Origin of the sequence: Actinoplanes xinjiangensis (assembly GCF_003148685.1) — a bacterium.
Classification (GTDB): Bacteria; Actinomycetota; Actinomycetes; order Mycobacteriales; family Micromonosporaceae; genus Actinoplanes; species Actinoplanes xinjiangensis.
This window is the reverse complement of the sequence record NZ_QGGR01000018.1, coordinates 80,881-96,983: the sequence shown is the minus strand read 5'-3', so window position 1 is coordinate 96,983 and position 16,103 is coordinate 80,881. Positions and strand designations below refer to the sequence as shown.

The window sequence follows — 16,103 nt, the reverse complement described above, 5'->3', positions numbered from 1 at the left end:
GCCAGGGCCCGACGGTGACCGGGTCCTCCTAGCCCTCCGGCGCGACGTCGGGCTGGTCCTGCGAGGTGGCCGGGGGCCGGGGCGGGTCGGCCTGGGACGGCGCCGCCGGGATGGCGAGGGCCAGCCCGAGGACGGCTCCGGCGCCGATCAGGCGCAGGCCGGCGAGCGATACGGCGAGAGGGATCGGGCGGCGTTCGGACTTCTCCATGCAGCACTCCTTACTGGCCGGGCCATCACGATGCCAGGCGAACCTGAGACACCGCTGTGCACCAGCCCTCGGGACAGGCACCATGGACGGGTGGAGATCGCCACCGAGACCGAGCGCAAATACGACGTCCCCGAGACGTTCGAACTTCCTGACCTGGTCGGTGTCGGCGGGATCGCCGGCGTCGACGGTGCCGAGACCCATGATCTCGACGCCACGTACTTCGACACCGAAGATCTCCGGTTGATGAGAAATCGCCGGACTCTTCGGCAGCGGAGCGGCGGCAACGACGCCGGCTGGCATCTGAAGACGCCCGGCGACGGCGACGGCCGCACCGAGCACCGCCTTCCGGCGAACGGCGACGAGGTGCCGGCCGAGCTGACCGCGCTGGTGCGGGCGATCGTGCGCCGCCATCCGCTGGGGCCGGTGGCCCGGTTGCGCACGCACCGGGTGGAGACGCCGCTGCGGGATGCCGACGGCCGCACCCTTGCGCTGGTGGCCCAGGACCGGGTGACCGCCGACTCGGACGGGACGCAGACGGTCTGGCAGGAGGTCGAGGTCGAGCTGGTCGACGGCGACGTGGCGGTCCTCGACGAGGTCGAGCGGCGGCTGTTCGACGCCGGCGCCAGCCCCGCGCAGGGCCCGTCGAAGGTCGCCCGCGCGCTGGCCGACCGGCTGGCCGCCGCAAAAGCCGGCGCCACCACCAAGCCCGGCGCCACCACCAAGCCCGGCACCACGGCGAAGAGCGCCACCGCGAAGAGCGCCACCGCGAAGAGCGGCACCACGAAGAGCGGCACCGCCAGATCGAAGAAGCCGGAACCGCAGGTCAACCCCGTCATCCTGTACGCCCGTGAGCAGCGCGACGCCATCCTGAGCCACGACCCGGCCGCCCGTCGTGGCGAGCCCCGGGCCGTCCATCAGATGCGCGTCGCCACCCGCCGTCTGCGCAGCACGCTGAAGACGTACAAGAAGGTGTTCGACGCGAACGATGTGCGCGACGAGCTGCGCTGGCTGGCCGGGGTGCTGGGTGCCGTGCGTGACCCGCAGGTGCTGGAGGAGAAGCTGCTGGGCCTGGTCGACGAGGCCGGCCCGGAGTTCGCGCACACGGCGCAGCGGGTGCGGGCGCACCTGGAGCACCGGATCGGGACCGGCCGGGCGGAACTGGCCGAGGCACTCGAGTCGGACCGCTACCTGGATCTGCTGGACCGCATCGACGAACTGGTGGATCGCGACTCGCCGCGGACCCCCGATCCGGTGAAGCGGGCGCGGAAGGTGCTGGCGAAGGCGGACGCGACGCTGGACGCCGCGCTGGCCTCCGGCGTGGAGGAGGAGATCCACGAGTCGCGCAAGGGCTTCAAGCAGGCCCGGTACGCGGTGGAGCTGATCGCACCGAGCGCGGGCGAGCCGGCGAAGCGGCTGGTGAAGGCGCTGACGAACCTCCAGGACGGGCTGGGCGACTACCAGGATTCGAACATCGCCCGGGGCGTGCTGCGCGAGCTGGGTGGGGACAGTTTCCACTTCGGGGTGCTGTACGGCCGGCAGGAGCAGGTGGGCCGGGAGGCGCTGGCGGGGGTTCCGGCCCTGGCGAGGGCGGCGCGGCGGCGAAAAGTTCGGCGAGTGTTCTGATCAAGCCGGTTGTGGTCTTGGCGTTCGCGGGTATGAATCGTGGTCATGCAATCGCAGTCCGAATCCGAGTTCGACCAGGCGACCACCAACCCCTACGAGGGGCCGATCGCTGAGCTGTCCGGGTACCGGGTCGTCGACGACGAGGACGACGACCCCCGTCTGATCGACGCCGACGGCCAGCCGGTGGACACGTGGCGCGAGGACTACCCGTATGACGAGCGGCTCCCCCGCTCGGAATACGACCATGACAAGCGCCTGCTGCAGATCGAGTTGCTGAAGCTTCAGAACTGGTGCAAGGACACCGGCGAGCGGCTGCTGATCCTCTTCGAGGGCCGGGACGCCGCCGGTAAGGGCGGCACGATCAAGCGGTTCATGGAGCACCTGAACCCGCGGGGCGCCCGGGTCGTCGCGCTGGAGAAGCCGAATCAGCGCGAGAGCACCCAGTGGTATTACCAGCGCTACATCAAGCATCTGCCGGCCGCCGGGGAGATCGTGCTCTTCGACCGGTCCTATTACAACAGGGCCGGCGTGGAGCGGGTGATGGGCTTCTGCGACCGCAAGGAGTATCTGGAGTTCCTCCGCCAGACTCCCGAGCTGGAGCGGATGCTGGTCCGCTCGGGGATCAAGCTGGTCAAGTTCTGGTTCTCGGTGACGCAGGGCGAGCAGCGGACCCGTTTCGCCATCCGCCAGGTGGACCCGGTCCGGCAGTGGAAGCTGTCGCCGATGGACCTGAAGTCGCTGGACAGGTGGGACGACTACACCGAGGCCAAAGAGGCGATGTTCTTCTGGACCGACACCGCGGACGCCCCGTGGACGGTGGTGAGGAGCAACGACAAGAAGCGGGCCCGGCTGAACGCGATGCGGCACGTGCTGAACCGTTTCGACTACGCCGGCAAGGACCGGGAGATCGTCGGCGTCCCTGATCCGCAGATCGTCGGCCCGGCCTCGCTGCTGGTGGAGAGCACCAGCGACTCCCCCCAGATATTCCCGCGCCTGTAGTGATTCAAATTCGTTGGCACTCCCCCGGCGGGCTGGATAACGTAGCCGTACACGTGAAGGGAGGTGGTCCGAAGTTGTATAGCAACGGGACTCGTGAGGTGGCTGTCCGCTAGCCGCTGTCCTCGACAGCTTCGTTTCTGAAACACGTCGAGACCGTGTGGCAGCGGTTGCGGCGAATACCAGACAGCTACCCGACCCCTGGGGATCCGGCCTTGTCCGACCGGACCACGCTCGTTCGCGAGCGTGGAAGTCCCCAGGGGTCGCTTCATATCCGGGGAGAGTCGGTGACACGCGAGCTGGTGGTGCTCGGCACGGCGAGCCAGGTGCCCACCCGGCACCGCAATCACAACGGCTACCTGCTGCGCTGGGACGACGAGGTGATCCTCTTCGACCCGGGTGAGGGCACCCAGCGCCAGTTGCTGATGGCCGGCCTCCCGGTCACCCCGATCAGGCGGATCTGCATCACCCACTTCCACGGCGACCACAGCCTGGGCCTGCCCGGCGTCCTTCAGCGGATCTCGCTCGACCGGGTGCCGCACCCGGTCGCCGTCCACTACCCGGCCGGCGGGCAGGAGTTCTTCGACCGCCTGCGGCACGCCACCAGCTACTGGGACAACGCGGAGATCGTGCCGGGCCCGGTGGGCGCCGGATTCGCGGTGGAGACGTCCGCGGGGCGCCTCACCGCCCTTCCCCTGCGACACCCCATCGAGACGTACGGGTACCGCCTGACCGAGCCGGACGCGAGGCGGATGGTGCCCGCCCTGCTGGCCGAGCACGGCATCAGCGGCCCGGCCGTCGGGGAGTTGCAGCGCACCGGGCGGCTCGGTGACGTCACCCTCGACCAGGTGAGCGTGGCCCGTCCCGGTCAGAGTTTCGCCTTCGTGATGGACACCGGCCTGTGCGACAGCGTGTTCGAGCTGGCGCGGGGTGTGGACATGCTGGTGATCGAGTCGACGTTCCTGTCCGAGGATGCGGAGCTGGCCGCCCAGGTCGGGCATCTCACCGCTGGTCAGGCCGCTGAGGTCGCCCGCGAGTGCGGCGTACGCATGCTGGTCCTGACGCACTTCTCGCAACGCTATCCGGAACCGGACCGCTTCCTGGACGAGGCTCGCAAGGAGTTCGACGGCCCGGTGGTGATCGCCGAGGACCTGTCGCGGGTGCCGGTGCCCGCGCGCCGCGCGGTGCCGTGAGGCTGGTTGGCTTGGGGCATGACCGTTCTTCTGCGCCCGGTTGAGGACGCCGACCTGATCGCGGTCGGCGCGCTGCATCATCGCTCGCGTGCCGCCGCCTATGCGGACCTGGTGCCGCCCGAGACGTTCGCGGCTCGCGGACCGGAGGCGCTGAGCGCCTGGTGGGTCGAGCGGTGGAAGTGGGAGCGGGAGACCCACCGGATGACCGTCGCCGAGGTCGGCGGTGAGCCGGCCGGGTTCACCTATGTCGGCCCGAGCGAGACGGACGGCGCCGCCGAGCTGTACGCGATCCATGTGGAGCCGCACCTGGTCGGCTCGGGCATCGGCCGGCACCTGATGATCAACGCGCTGGAGCAGCTGGCGGAGTTCGACGTGGAGCGGGCCGTGCTGTGGGTGCTGGCGGACAACCCGGTGGCACGGCGTTTCTACGAGCGGGGTGGCTGGACACCGGACGGCGCGACCAGGGTCGAAGCCATCAACGATCATCCGCTGCCGCAGCTGCGTTACACCCGTTCGCTGTAGGAGCCGGGGTGCTGGTTGGGCGGGAACACGCGACCGAGTGAATGCGGGGGAACCTGTGGTCGCGTGCTCCCGCCCACCGCCCCGCCCGAACCGGATGCGCCTGGCCGGAGGCGCTCGATCAGCGGAGGCGTGCCGATCTGGGATCCAGTTCAAGGGCGGGTCTGGGCGCGGGATACCGGTGCGCTGGCGGGGCGCTCCGGTGTCACCGCTGGTCGACGTCGGCCGGGCCGGGAAGCCGTACTTGCCGGGGGACGGTCAAGCGTTTCGGCGACGTCGTGGTCGTTGGGTCAGGCCTGATACCTCCGGTGGTCGTCGTTGCGGTGGTAGGAGCCGGCGCCGGTGTACCGGCTGCCGATCTCGTCCAGCCCGGCCCGTCTACCGGGTAGGGCCCGCATGCTGTTCAGGTCGTGCCGCAGCGTCCACGCCTCACGCCACGAGCCGCGGGCGACGGCGTCGGCGCGTTCGGCCAGGCGGCGGGCCGAACACGGCCAGCGCCATCCACACCGGACGCAGTCGCCGTCGCGGGCCACCACATGGCGTTCGAGCATGTGCTGCGCGTCCCGCCACAGCAGGCGGTCCACGATGTCGCCGGGCGCCGCCTCGTCGACGTCGACCATCCCCTACCCCTTCGTCCGGGAGTGGCTCATAGCTCCGTCACGACACATACAACCGCAGCAGCCCACCAGCCGGTCGGACTGTCTGTGCGATTGCGGCGACTATCCGTGACGATCCATGGAACGAGCCTCCCGGCACCGCCGTCCGGCACGTTTCGCGCGCGGGAAACCCCCTCGTCGCCGCCCCTGTTGGTAGCGTCGCTCCGTGATCTTCAAGAGGCGCCGGAAGATGGTACCGACGGACGCGATCGCGGCGTTCTGGGCCTGGTGGGCGGGTGCACGACCGCGCGCCGAGAAGATGATCGCCGGCGCGACCGACGAGACGCTCGTCGAGGAGATCTCCGGCCGGGTCGCGGCGATCCATCCGGACCTGCACTGGGAGTTCACCGCCGGCACGACGTCGCGGCATCTGCTGGTGGTCAGCCCCGGCGGCACACCGGAACTGCGCTCCCTCGCCGAACGCTGGCGGCGGGAGGGCCCGGCGCCGGACGAGACGTTCGGGTACGCGGCCGCCCGCCAGGGCCGGCCCGACGCACTGGCCGGGGCCCGGCTGGCGATCAACGGCCACCATCTGGACCTCGACGAACTACGGTTCCACGCCGCGCACGACGAGGACCGCGACTGCGTGGACGTCGAAGTCTGGCACCCGGCCTTCGCGGGACTCCCGGAGGAGGCCCGCGGTCAGATCGCCTTCCTCGCGCTCGACTGGCTGCTCGGCGAGGACACCGTGGAGATCTGGGTCGGCGCCATCGACGCGGTGACCACGACGCCCGGCGGTGGCCTCACCGGCCCGGAGCTGGCCGCCCTCGTCACCGCGATGCAGCCCGCCGACGGCGAGCCGCGCTGGCGCAACATGTCCGGCATCCGGGCCGGGAAACCGATCCTCGCGATGGCCCAGACCCGGCTCCGGCCGGCCCGGTGGCCCGGGCACGACCTGCACATCCGGATGGACGTGCCGTACTCGTCACGGGACGAGAACGGCTTCCCGGAACGGGAGACACTGGCCCGGCTGCACGCGTTCGAGGACCACGTGGCCCAGCACGCCGACGGCATGGTCGTGGTCGCACACGAGACGACCGACGGCGTACGGACCACGCACCTCTACGCCGACAGCCCGGTGGCCGCCGAGGTCCTGAAACCGCTGACCGAGGGCTGGCAGGACGGGCGTGTCCGGATCACCGTCACGCCCGACCCCCGATGGGAGCAGGTCGAACACCTGGCTCCCTGATTGGAATGCGCAGCGAAGCGGAGCCGGCTAGCTCAGATGCGCCAGCAGGTCCTGACGCGTGAGCACGCCGGCGGGCTTGCCGTCGACCAGGACCATCGCGGCGTCCGCCTTCTCCAACAGCGCGACCGCCTCGGCGACCGGCTCACCGCCACCGATCATCGGCAGTGAGTCCGTCATGTGCCGCTCGATCGTGTCGTGCAGGTGGGCCTGCCCGGTGAAGAGCGCGTCCAGCAGTGCCTTCTCCGAGATGGAACCGGCCACCTCACCGGTGACGACCGGCGGCTCCGCCTTCAGCACCGGGAGCTGGCTCACGCCGTACTCCCGCATGTAGTCGATGGCGTCGCGCACCGTCTCGGTCGGGTGCACGTGGATCAGCGGCGGGATCTCGGTGCCCTTGCCGGCCAGGGCGTCGGCCACCGTCGGCGTGCCCTCCTGGGAACGCAGGAACCCGTACCGCGCCATCCATTTGTCGTTGAAGATCTTCGAAAGGTAGCCACGGCCGCCGTCCGGCAGCAGGACCACGATGACGTCGTCCGGGCCGGCCTTGCGGGCCACCTCGAGCGCGGCCACCACGGCCATCCCGCACGAGCCGCCGACGAGCAGCCCCTCCTCACGGGCGAGGCGGCGGGTCATCTCGAACGAGTCCGAGTCGCTGACCTCGATCACCTCGTCGGTGACGTCCCGGTCGTACGCCGAGGGCCAGAAGTCCTCACCGACGCCCTCGACCAGGTAGGGACGCCCGGTGCCACCGGAGTAGACGGACCCCTCCGGGTCGGCGCCGATGATCCGCACCGGCCCCTGCTCCTTGAGGTATCGCCCGACGCCGCTGATCGTGCCGCCGGTGCCGACGCCCGTCACGAAGTGGGTGATCCTGCCGCCGGTCTGCTCCCACAGCTCGGGGCCGGTCTCCTCGTAGTGCGACCGCGGGTTCGCGGGATTGCTGTACTGGTCCGGCTTCCATGCGCCGGGAATGTCCCGGGTCAGCTGGTCGGACACGTTGTAGTAGGAACGGGGATCCTCCGGAGCCACGGCGGTCGGGCAGACCACCACCTCGGCGCCGTACGCCCGGAGCACGTTCTGTTTGTCCTCGCTGACCTTGTCGGGGCAGACGAAGACGCACTTGTAACCACGCCGCTGGGCCACCAGGGCCAGCCCGACGCCGGTGTTTCCGCTGGTCGGCTCGACGATCGTGCCGCCTGGCTTGAGGAGGCCCGCCTTCTCGGCGTCCTCCACCATCCGCAGCGCGATCCGGTCCTTGACCGAGCCGCCGGGGTTCAAGTACTCGACCTTGGCCAGCACTGTGGCACTGATGCCCTCGGTCACGCTGTTCAATCGGACCAAGGGGGTATTGCCGATGATCTCGACTACGTTGTCGTAATAGCGCACGTCTTACTTTACGACCGCGGGCCGGCCGGTCTTCTCCCACTCCAGGAACCGATCGGTCTCGGCGAGCACCGCACCGGCCAGCCACGTCACCGCGACCGCGTCGTCGATCAGCCCGAAGACCCAGACGAACGCCTCAGGGACGGCGTCGATGGGCGACACCACGTACGCTGTGGCGGCCGCCATGAGTGCCAGGCGCATGCCGCCGTCATACTCGCCCCTGGTGCTCGCCTTGATCATCCGTGGGAGCGCGCCGAGTCGCTGAGCCACCGACGGCCCACCGCGGCTACCCGCAGTGAGCGCCCGGGCCAGCGCTGTGAACGCCGCCGCACGTTTCAACGTTTTGGCCATCTCTGTTCCCCTTTCCGCAACTCCAGCATGACGGGAGCGCGCCATGATTGCCTCTCGCAGGCGCGAGTTAGCCTCGAATCCCGAACTCACACGCCGATCATGGGCGAGCCGGATGGTTCCCTTCGAGCGACAGCGAGGGAGACTATGAGCAGCATCGATGTAGTCGGCACCCACTGGCGGTGGATCAGGACCGCCGGGCGGGTCGCCGGAGCAGCCGCCGGGCTGACCGCCCTCTCCGCGGGACTGCTGATGCGCCAGGCCGCCGAGGCACGCCGGGTGATCCCGATGGCCGAGGCACCACCGCCCCGCGGCGACGGTGTCTACGGCGCCAAGTTCGGTGGTAAGGCCCTGGAGCTGGTGATCCTGGGTGATTCGTCGGCCGCCGGGTACGGCGTGCACCGTCCCCGGGAGACACCCGGCGCGCTCTTCGCCACCGGCATCTCCCGCCGCCTGCGCCGCCCGGTGCGCCTGCACCGGCTGGCCGTGGTCGGCTCCGTGTCGGCCGGCCTTCCGTACCAGGTGGACGCCGCTCTGGAATACCAGCCGGAGCTGGCGATCATCCTGATCGGCGGCAACGACGTGACGCACTTCTCGGCGCGGCCGGCCGCCGTCCGGCACCTGGGTGACGCGGTGCGCCGGCTGCGGGCCGCCGGCTGCCGGGTGGTGGTCGGCACCTGTCCCGACCTCGGCGCGATCCAGCCGATCAAGCCGCCGCTGCGCTGGCTGGCGCGGCGCTGGAGCCGTCAGCTGGCGGCCGCGCAGACCATCGCGGTGGTCGAGGCCGGCGGGCGCACGGTGTCGATCGGCAACCTGCTCGGCCCGATGTTCGAGGCCGACCCGGTGCGGATGTACAGCGAGGATCGTTTCCACCCCTCGGTCGAGGGGTACGCGAGAGCGGTATCCGTGATGATGCCGACCGTGATGGCCGTGCTCGGCACGGACGACCGCGCAGTGCTCCCGGTCGCCGAGGACGTGCGCGTCCTGTCCGAGGCGGCCGACGAGGCGGTCCGTGCCCCGGGAACCGAGGTCGCCCCGGCGGGCCGGTGGGCCCGGATGCGGCGCTACCGCTGGTTCACCGCGCGCCCGGCGACCGCGGGCCCCGTTCTCGGCGGTGACTCCACCGGTGGGGTCGTAGGGTATACCCCAGAGGATCATGAGGTCGGCTGATGCAGGGAGGCGGGACATGGCTGGGCTGCCGGAACGTCTGACCAGGGCCGCGGCCACGAGCCTGCTGGCCGGGGCGGTGGGCGGGGTCGCCCTGATCGCCGGCGAGATGCTCGCGGCGAAAGCGCGGAGGTATGCCAAGCCCACCATGGGACTGGCCCTGCGGACCTCGATGGGCCCGCAGAACGCGCCGCCGCTACGTCTTGTGCTCCTCGGTGACTCGGCGGCCGTCGGCGTCGGCGTGGAGTGGCTGTCCGACACGGTCGGCGGCCAGCTCGCCCGGCTGCTGGCCGACGGCTCCCCCGGTACCGGACAGCGGCACGTGCTGCTCTCCAGCGTCGGCGTGGCCGGCTCCCGGTCCAGCGACCTCGCCACCCAGGTGGCCCGGGCGCTGCTCGGCGACCGTCCGGACGTGGCCGTCATCCTGATCGGGTCGTACGATGCGGCCTCCGGGCGTGCCGCCGAGGACGCGGCCGGCCATCTCGGCCAGGCCGTCCGCAGGCTGCGTTCGGCCGGCGTCCAGGTGGTCGTCGGCACCTGCCCCGACCTGGGCGCCTCCCGGTCGATGGCGCCACCACTGCGGCAGATCGCCGCGGTCATCGGCCGACGGCTGGCGAAAGCGCAGGCCAAGGCGGTGGCCGAGGCCGGTGGTGTGGTGGTCGACCTGGCCGGCGAGACGGGCGCGGTCTTCCGGGCCGACGCCGGCACCCTCTGCTACGACGGCTTCCACCCCTCCGCCGACGGGTATCGGGTGTGGGCGCACGCGCTCTATCCGGCGGTGGCGAAGGCCGCGATGACCGGGGTCTGAGCCGCTTCGGGACCGCTCCGGAAGCGCTTCGGGAGCGCTCCGGGACAGCGCCGACGGCCGGCGAAGGGTATTTTCACGGCGTGTGACAAATTCGCGCTTCCGACCATGTTACTGATGAGTAAACTGGGGGGATGCCGGAAGCTGTCATCGTCGCCACTGCCCGCTCCCCCATCGGCCGTGCCCACAAGGGCTCACTGAAGGATCTGCGCCCCGACGATCTCGCCACCACGATCGTCGACGCCGCCCTCAACAAGGTGCCGCAGCTCGACCGCACGCTCATCGAGGACCTCTACCTCGGCTGCGGGCTGCCCGGCGGCGAACAGGGCTTCAACATGGCCCGCGTCGTCGCCACAAAGCTGGGCCTCGACGGCCTGCCCGGCGCCACCGTCACGCGGTACTGCTCGTCCTCGCTGCAGACCACCCGGATGGCCTTCCACGCCATCAAGGCCGGTGAGGGCGACATCTTCATCTCGGCCGGTGTCGAGACCGTGTCCCGTTTCGCCCGCGGCAGCTCCGACGGTCTGCCGTCGGCCGCCCAGGAGCTCGTCGGCGGGTCGTGGACCAACCCCGCCTTCGCCGACGCCCAGGCCCGCACCGCCACCTCCGCGAAGAACGGCACCACCTGGCACGACCCGCGCGCCGACGGCCTGCTCCCCGACATCTACATCGGGATGGGCTACACCGCCGAAAACCTGGCACAGGTCAAGAACATCTCCCGCGAGGAGATGGACGAATTCGGCGTACGCAGCCAGAACCTCGCCGAGAAGGCCATCGCCAACGGCTTCTGGGAGCGGGAGATCACCCCCGTGACCCTGCCCGACGGCACCGTGGTGTCGAAGGACGACGGCCCCCGCGCCGGCGTCACCATCGACGCGGTCTCCCAGCTGAAGCCGGTCTTCCGGGAAGACGGCCGGGTCACCGCCGGCAACTGCTGCCCGCTCAACGACGGCGCCGCCGCCCTGGTCATCATGAGCGACACCAAGGCCCGGGAACTCGGGATCACCCCGCTCGCCCGGATCATCTCCACCGGCGTGACCGCACTGTCCCCGGAGATCATGGGCCTCGGCCCGGTCGAGGCGTCGAAGCAGGCCCTCAAGCGCGCCGGCATGACCATCGGCGACGTGGACCTGGTCGAGATCAACGAGGCGTTCGCCGCCCAGGTGATCCCCTCCTACCAGGATCTCGGTATCCCGATCGAGAAGCTCAACGTCAACGGTGGCGCCATCGCCGTCGGCCACCCGTTCGGCATGACCGGTGCCCGCATCACCGGCACCCTGCTGAACTCCCTCGACTGGCACGACAAGAGCATCGGGCTGGAAACCATGTGCGTCGGCGGCGGGCAGGGCATGGCCCTGGTCATCGAACGCCTCAGCTGACCGCATCCACCCACTCGGGCCCGGCACGTCGCACCACGTGCCGGGCTCGCCCATTCCCGGCGACCGGCATGTCTCTCCCCGCCGGCCCGCTCTTCCTCGCCCGCCGCTTCTCAGGCCGCCGGCTCGGCGTTGCTCACCGTCCTGGAGCACTCACCGCCCCGCCGTTGCTCACTCGTCCGGCGCACTCACGACCCAGGTATTGCCCGCCGCCCTCGCTTGACTCACCGCCCTGGTCGACTCCCCGTCCTGGCGTTTGCTCCCTGCACCGGCGTTGCTCATCGCCCTGAATTGCTCTCCGTCCCCGGCGTGCACACCGGCCTGGCGTTGCGTGCCGCCCCCGCGCGCGTGGGCCGCTGCCCAACCGCTACAAGGCGCCCCGCCTCCACAAGCCGGCCGCCGTGCCCTGGGTGACATCCGCCCTGGGTGACATCCGCGGTGGGTGACATCCGCGTGCCCTTGATCGGTGGCGTAAGGCTTCGGCTGGTTCTCAGCGTCGTCTCCGGTGCCTCGAGACGACGGTGGGAGCCAGCCGGCGGTGACCGAAGGCCTCAGCCCGGCGGTCGCGCTGCGGTCCGGTCTGCCGCCCACGTCGCGCGGTAGCCCGGGAACGGGATGGTTTTTCAGGGGCGGGCAGGCCCGTACAAGAGAAGGAGCGGGAGAAGGCCCTCTGTGGTGACCGGAGGCGGGGTCAGAGGCGCCGGCGGACCTCGTTGACCGCCGCGGCGGCCCGGTCGAGCAGGTCGGGGGCGGGAGTGGCCGCGAGGATGTCGTCGGCCAGTACCCGCAACTGGTCGCGGAGCACCAGGTCGTGAAGGTGCGGCACCGGGCGGGGCGGGCGGTTCTCCGCTTCGGCGCCCAGGTCGGCGAGCTGCTGAACCACGCCCTGCACCAACTCAGAGCGGCTGACCGCCGTGGCGCCGACCAGCTGTGAATGGGTGACCGCCGTGGCCTCGAACAGCTCAGCACTGGTGACCGCCGTGGCCTCGAACAGCTCAGCACTGGTGACCGCCGTGGCCCCGACCAGCGGCGATCGAGTATCGGCCGCTGCCTGGCCCGCTTGGGAGACGTCAGCCGCGCCGGACGGCTGTGGGGAACCGGCGCCGGGCGGGACCTTCCCGGAATCGGCGATGCCGGACGGAGCAACAGACGCGGCGCCGGGCACCGGCGCGGAATCGGCAGCGGGCGGGATCGCTGGGGCCGACCGCCAGCGGGGCTCGTCCCAGTGGTGGATCCGGGTCAGCAGGCGCTCGATGGCGGTGGCGAAGTCGGGCACCCGGCGACGATACCCGGGTCGGCCGACTGCATGAACGTGAGACCACGGCGGCGGGAAGGGGGCGGCGGACGGTAGGGCGCCGCCGGGAAAGGCGATTGCCCGCCCTGCGCCGGGGCGCGGGACGGGCAATCGGTGAGATCAGGGACAACGCCCGGTCCGTGGGGAGACGGGCCGGGCGTTGCTCATGACGACGGACGAGCCGTCAGTCGTCGCCCTGGAAGTAGCTCAGCAGGCGCAGCATCTCGATGTAGAGCCAGACGAGGCCGACCAGGATGCCGAACGCCGCGGTCCACGAGTAGCGCTGCGGCAGACCCATCCGCACGCCCTCCTCGATCTCGTTGAAGTTCAGGATGAAGCTCAACGAGGCGACCACGATGCAGACGATGCTGAAACCGATGGCCAGCGGGCTGCCGTCACGCAGACCGGTGTTGATGTCGAACATCGCCAGCACGAAGTTGATCAGCATGACGGCGAAGAGGCCCGCCATCACGGCGATCATGGCCTTGACGAACTTCGGCGTCGCCCGGATGACGCGCGCCCTGTAGAGCGCCGCCATCACGAAGAAGACGCCGAAGGTGGCTGTCGCGGCCTGGAGGACGATGCCGTCGTACAGCGTCTCGAAGAACTTGCTCGCCATGCCGACGAACACGCCCTCGACCAGCGCGTAGACGATCACGAGGGCCGGGTTGGCGACCCGCATGAACGAGATCACCAGGCCCAGCACGAGCCCGACCAGAGCGGCACCGATCCAGGCCGGGCCGACCAGTGCGTTCGGGATGAGGGCCCATGCGGCCACCGCGGTGGCGCCGGTGATGCCGAGCAGCGTGACCGTCTTGACGACCACGTCGTCGATGGTCATGGGCTGGACGGCCGGAGGAGCGGAGGGGTAGCCCGTAGCCGTGGGGTAGGGATCGCCGTATGCCGGCTGACCGTAACCCGGCTGCGCGGCCGGCCCGTATGGCCCGTACCCGGCCGTTCGCTCCCGCTCGGCCGCCTGGCCGAGTCGTGAGAGCACCGGGTTAGATGTCTTCACTGTTTTCCAGCCTCCCTTGAGGTTTCGGCGCTATGCCTGCGTTCAAGGGTAAGCGGTGAGTGCCGTTCGCGCCGCACCCGAAAGCTGTGAGCAGCCTGAAAAACCCTGATTTTCTGCTGCTCAGGGCGTGTGCGACGACGATCACGGTCGCGGCGGGCCCGCCGCGACCGCTGGAGATGGTGCCCGGGGCGGGTCTCGAACCCGCACGCCTTTTGGGCAGCCGCTTTTAAGGCGGCCGTGTCTGCCATTCCACCACCCGGGCGGCCTGCGAACACCGTAGCTGGTGCCGCCCGGGCAGTGGAAACGGCATTGGCCGGATCAGCGGGCTCCGGCGCCGACCTTCTCCTCGCCGGGGAGCTCGACCGGCGGGGTCACCTCGGTGAAATCCTCACGCGGGCGGTGCAGCTGGCCGAGGGCCACGGTCTCCCGCTTGAGCATGAAGGCGAGCACCCAGTCGGCCACCACGCGCACCTTGCGGTTGAACGACGGGATCCGGCTGACGTGGTAGAAGCGGTGCATCAGCCACGCCGGGTAGCCCTTGACCTTGATGCCGTAGACGTGCGCGACACCCTTGTTGAGGCCGAGGCCCGCGACACCGCCGACGTGCTTGTGGCGGTAGTCCTTGGGCGCGCCGCCGAGGACCACCTGGGCGATGTTATCGGCGAGGACCTTGGCCTGACGGACGGCGTGCTGCGCACTCGGCGAGCAGTAGCCGCCCGGGTTGGTCAGGTCGGGCACCTGCGCGCAGTCGCCCGCGGACCAGGCACCCTCCCACACCTCGTTGGTCTCCAGGTCGGCCACCTGAAGCGTGGGCAGGCAGTTGACGTGACCCTTCGGGCCCAGCGGGAGGTCCGTGCTCGCCAGCATCGGCGACGGCTTCACACCGGCGGTCCAGACCAGCGTCTCGGCGCGGAAGGTGTCACCGTCGGAGAGCACGATCCGGCCGTCGACGCAGGACTGCAGGAAGGTGCTCAGGCGCAGGTCGACACCGCGGCCGGCGAGCTGGCGGGCGGTGTAGGCGCCCATCTCGGGGCCGACCTCCGGCAGAATCCGGTTGCTGGCCTCGACCAGGATGAAGTGGACCTCCTTCGGGTCCAGCTCCGGGTAGTACTTCAGGGCGTCGGCGACGACGTCCTGCATCTCGGCGAGCGCCTCGATGCCGGCGAAACCACCGCCGACGAACACGAAGTTCAGCGAGGCCTTGCGCACGTCCTCGTCGGGCGTCGCCGCGGCGACGTCCAGCCGGTCGAGGATGTGGTTACGCAGGTAGATGGCCTCACCGATGGTCTTGAGGCCGATGCCCCGGTCACTGAGGCCGGGAATGGGCAGGGTACGTGAGACCGAGCCGGGCGCCACGATGATGTGGTCGTACTCCATCTCGTAAGCCGGGCCGTCGATCGGCTGGATCGTGACGGTCTTTCGAGCGTGCTCAACCTTCGTGACCTCACCGGAGACGATGCGGCACTTCTTGAGCTCCCGGCGCAGCGGCACCACAGCGTGTCGCGGCGAAATGTTACCGGCCGCTGCCTCAGGCAGGAACGGCTGGTAAGTCATGTGCGGAACAGGGTCAATGACGACGATCTCGGCCCGGTTCCGGTTCAGCTTCTTGGACAGGCGGAGGGCGGCGTAAAGCCCGACGTGACCTGCTCCTACGACGACGATGCGCGGCGGATTCACGCCCCTATTGTCGCGCGCCGGGCCCCTTTCATGCGCCGTTCTGTGACGATCACAACGGCCCAAGTCAAGTGACGAAACACTCAGATTTCACTCGCGGCGGGCCATACGGGCTAGGACCATTGTCACAGCGGTTGCAGCGACAAGTCCGACCAGCGTGGCCAGCTGGAACGCCTCTCCACCGAGGTCGGCGGTCAGGCCGAGGGCCAGGATGATGACCACCGCGGCGAGCAGCACGACGAGCAGCGCGCGGCCCAGCCAGAGGGCCGGCACATCGAAGTTGACCATCGCGTCGTACGGCAGGACCGCCGCCAGAGCCGTCAGGGTGTGCCCCAGGTAGAGCACGGTGGCCAGGGCCAGCACCCGCCACAGCTCGACCGGCGAACCGTAACCGGCGGTGTCGATCAGCCAGCCGGCGATCGCGGTGAGCGCGATCGCCGTGCCACCCCGGCCCCGCGGTGCCGCCGCCGGCCAGAACACCACGGCCAGGACCGGCAGCATGATCCGCGGGCTGGACAGCAGCTCGGCCGGCCAGGCCACGCCGACGGTGAGCAGGCCGGCGAGCGCGATGCCACAGCGGATCAGGAACGGCACGGCGGTCGCCCGTCCCGCGGCGGTCTTCCAGCGGTCGATCCGGCGGTTCACCGCGTTGATCAT

Annotated in this window: 16 protein-coding genes and 1 tRNA gene; 8 read left to right on the top strand and 9 right to left on the bottom strand. The window is 70.2% G+C overall.

Annotated features, from left to right (window positions below; genetic code table 11):
* Positions 1-28: 28 nt before the first annotated feature.
* Positions 29-208, bottom strand: a complete 180-nt coding sequence (locus BC793_RS32590; RefSeq protein WP_109599571.1) for a hypothetical protein — start codon at positions 206-208, stop codon at positions 29-31.
* A 90-nt stretch (positions 209-298) separates the two neighbouring features.
* On the opposite strand from BC793_RS32590, the gene BC793_RS32585 reads away from it, so the two are divergent.
* From BC793_RS32585 to BC793_RS32570, 4 genes are all read left to right on the top strand, one after another.
* Positions 299-1,831 carry a CYTH and CHAD domain-containing protein gene (locus tag BC793_RS32585; protein WP_170167304.1) on the top strand — a complete coding sequence of 511 codons (1,533 nt, stop codon included), beginning with the start codon at positions 299-301 and terminating at the stop codon, positions 1,829-1,831.
* Positions 1,832-1,876: 45 nt separating this feature from the next.
* Positions 1,877-2,830 carry a polyphosphate kinase 2 gene (ppk2, locus tag BC793_RS32580; RefSeq protein WP_109599679.1) on the top strand — a complete coding sequence of 318 codons (954 nt, stop codon included), beginning with the start codon at positions 1,877-1,879 and terminating at the stop codon, positions 2,828-2,830.
* A gap of 284 nt (positions 2,831-3,114) precedes the next feature.
* A complete protein-coding gene (locus BC793_RS32575) occupies positions 3,115-4,020 on the top strand; it encodes a ribonuclease Z (protein WP_109599555.1) in 906 nt (301 codons plus the stop codon).
* An 18-nt stretch (positions 4,021-4,038) separates the two neighbouring features.
* On the top strand, positions 4,039-4,542 hold the full coding sequence (locus tag BC793_RS32570; RefSeq protein ID WP_109599554.1) for a GNAT family N-acetyltransferase: 504 nt from the start codon (positions 4,039-4,041) through the stop codon (positions 4,540-4,542).
* A gap of 287 nt (positions 4,543-4,829) precedes the next feature.
* On the opposite strand, the gene BC793_RS32565 is transcribed toward BC793_RS32570, so the two are convergent.
* Positions 4,830-5,159, bottom strand: coding sequence for a hypothetical protein (locus BC793_RS32565; RefSeq protein WP_239170535.1), 330 nt, complete (start codon positions 5,157-5,159; stop codon positions 4,830-4,832).
* A gap of 202 nt (positions 5,160-5,361) precedes the next feature.
* Between BC793_RS32565 and BC793_RS32560 the strand changes: the two genes are divergently transcribed.
* Positions 5,362-6,384 carry a DUF695 domain-containing protein gene (locus tag BC793_RS32560; RefSeq protein WP_109599553.1) on the top strand — a complete coding sequence of 341 codons (1,023 nt, stop codon included), beginning with the start codon at positions 5,362-5,364 and terminating at the stop codon, positions 6,382-6,384.
* Between the two features lie 27 nt (positions 6,385-6,411).
* Here the strand turns inward: BC793_RS32560 and BC793_RS32555 are convergent, their stop codons facing one another.
* Both BC793_RS32555 and BC793_RS32550 read right to left on the bottom strand, forming a co-directional pair.
* Positions 6,412-7,770 (bottom strand): cystathionine beta-synthase, encoded by a 1,359-nt coding sequence (locus BC793_RS32555; protein ID WP_109599552.1) that lies wholly within the window; start codon positions 7,768-7,770, stop codon positions 6,412-6,414.
* Positions 7,771-7,773: 3 nt separating this feature from the next.
* The gene (locus BC793_RS32550) at positions 7,774-8,118 is read right to left on the bottom strand and encodes a YkvA family protein (protein ID WP_109599551.1); all 345 of its coding nucleotides are present in this window, start codon (positions 8,116-8,118) and stop codon (positions 7,774-7,776) included.
* Between the two features lie 144 nt (positions 8,119-8,262).
* Between BC793_RS32550 and BC793_RS32545 the strand changes: the two genes are divergently transcribed.
* The 3 genes from BC793_RS32545 (at position 8,263) to BC793_RS32535 (ending at position 11,466) form a co-directional block, all read left to right on the top strand.
* The gene (locus BC793_RS32545; RefSeq protein WP_109599550.1) at positions 8,263-9,285 is read left to right on the top strand and encodes an SGNH/GDSL hydrolase family protein; all 1,023 of its coding nucleotides are present in this window, start codon (positions 8,263-8,265) and stop codon (positions 9,283-9,285) included.
* A gap of 16 nt (positions 9,286-9,301) precedes the next feature.
* Positions 9,302-10,090, top strand: coding sequence for an SGNH/GDSL hydrolase family protein (locus BC793_RS32540; RefSeq protein WP_109599549.1), 789 nt, complete (start codon positions 9,302-9,304; stop codon positions 10,088-10,090).
* Positions 10,091-10,221: 131 nt separating this feature from the next.
* The gene (locus BC793_RS32535; RefSeq protein ID WP_109599548.1) at positions 10,222-11,466 is read left to right on the top strand and encodes an acetyl-CoA C-acetyltransferase; all 1,245 of its coding nucleotides are present in this window, start codon (positions 10,222-10,224) and stop codon (positions 11,464-11,466) included.
* 688 nt (positions 11,467-12,154) lie between these two features.
* On the opposite strand, the gene BC793_RS32530 is transcribed toward BC793_RS32535, so the two are convergent.
* The 5 genes from BC793_RS32530 to BC793_RS32510 form a co-directional block, all read right to left on the bottom strand.
* Positions 12,155-12,739, bottom strand: a complete 585-nt coding sequence (locus tag BC793_RS32530; protein ID WP_109599546.1) for a hypothetical protein — start codon at positions 12,737-12,739, stop codon at positions 12,155-12,157.
* 202 nt (positions 12,740-12,941) lie between these two features.
* Positions 12,942-13,772: a Bax inhibitor-1/YccA family protein gene (locus BC793_RS32525; protein WP_109599544.1), complete on the bottom strand. Its 831-nt coding sequence runs from the start codon at positions 13,770-13,772 to the stop codon at positions 12,942-12,944.
* 177 nt (positions 13,773-13,949) lie between these two features.
* Positions 13,950-14,034 (bottom strand) — tRNA-Leu (locus BC793_RS32520).
* Positions 14,035-14,090: 56 nt separating this feature from the next.
* Complete coding sequence (locus BC793_RS32515; RefSeq protein ID WP_109599542.1) at positions 14,091-15,449, bottom strand: NAD(P)/FAD-dependent oxidoreductase; 1,359 nt, start codon at positions 15,447-15,449, stop codon at positions 14,091-14,093.
* A gap of 87 nt (positions 15,450-15,536) precedes the next feature.
* Positions 15,537-16,103, bottom strand: a complete 567-nt coding sequence (locus BC793_RS32510; protein ID WP_109599540.1) for a hypothetical protein — start codon at positions 16,101-16,103, stop codon at positions 15,537-15,539.

Bases quoted from the DNA above. Each gene is read 5' to 3' on its own strand.
- BC793_RS32590 (WP_109599571.1), bottom strand. From the start codon at position 208: ATGGAGAAGTCCGAACGCCGCCCGATCCCTCTCGCCGTATCGCTCGCC.
- BC793_RS32510 (WP_109599540.1), bottom strand. From the start codon at position 16,103: ATGATCAACGCGGTGAACCGCCGGATCGACCGCTGGAAGACCGCCGCG.
- ppk2 (WP_109599679.1), top strand. From the start codon at position 1,877: ATGCAATCGCAGTCCGAATCCGAGTTCGACCAGGCGACCACCAACCCC.
- BC793_RS32570 (WP_109599554.1), top strand. From the start codon at position 4,039: ATGACCGTTCTTCTGCGCCCGGTTGAGGACGCCGACCTGATCGCGGTC.
- BC793_RS32550 (WP_109599551.1), bottom strand. From the start codon at position 8,118: ATGGCCAAAACGTTGAAACGTGCGGCGGCGTTCACAGCGCTGGCCCGG.
- BC793_RS32545 (WP_109599550.1), top strand. From the start codon at position 8,263: ATGAGCAGCATCGATGTAGTCGGCACCCACTGGCGGTGGATCAGGACC.
- BC793_RS32565 (WP_239170535.1), bottom strand. From the start codon at position 5,159: ATGGTCGACGTCGACGAGGCGGCGCCCGGCGACATCGTGGACCGCCTG.
- BC793_RS32535 (WP_109599548.1), top strand. From the start codon at position 10,222: ATGCCGGAAGCTGTCATCGTCGCCACTGCCCGCTCCCCCATCGGCCGT.
- BC793_RS32540 (WP_109599549.1), top strand. From the start codon at position 9,302: ATGGCTGGGCTGCCGGAACGTCTGACCAGGGCCGCGGCCACGAGCCTG.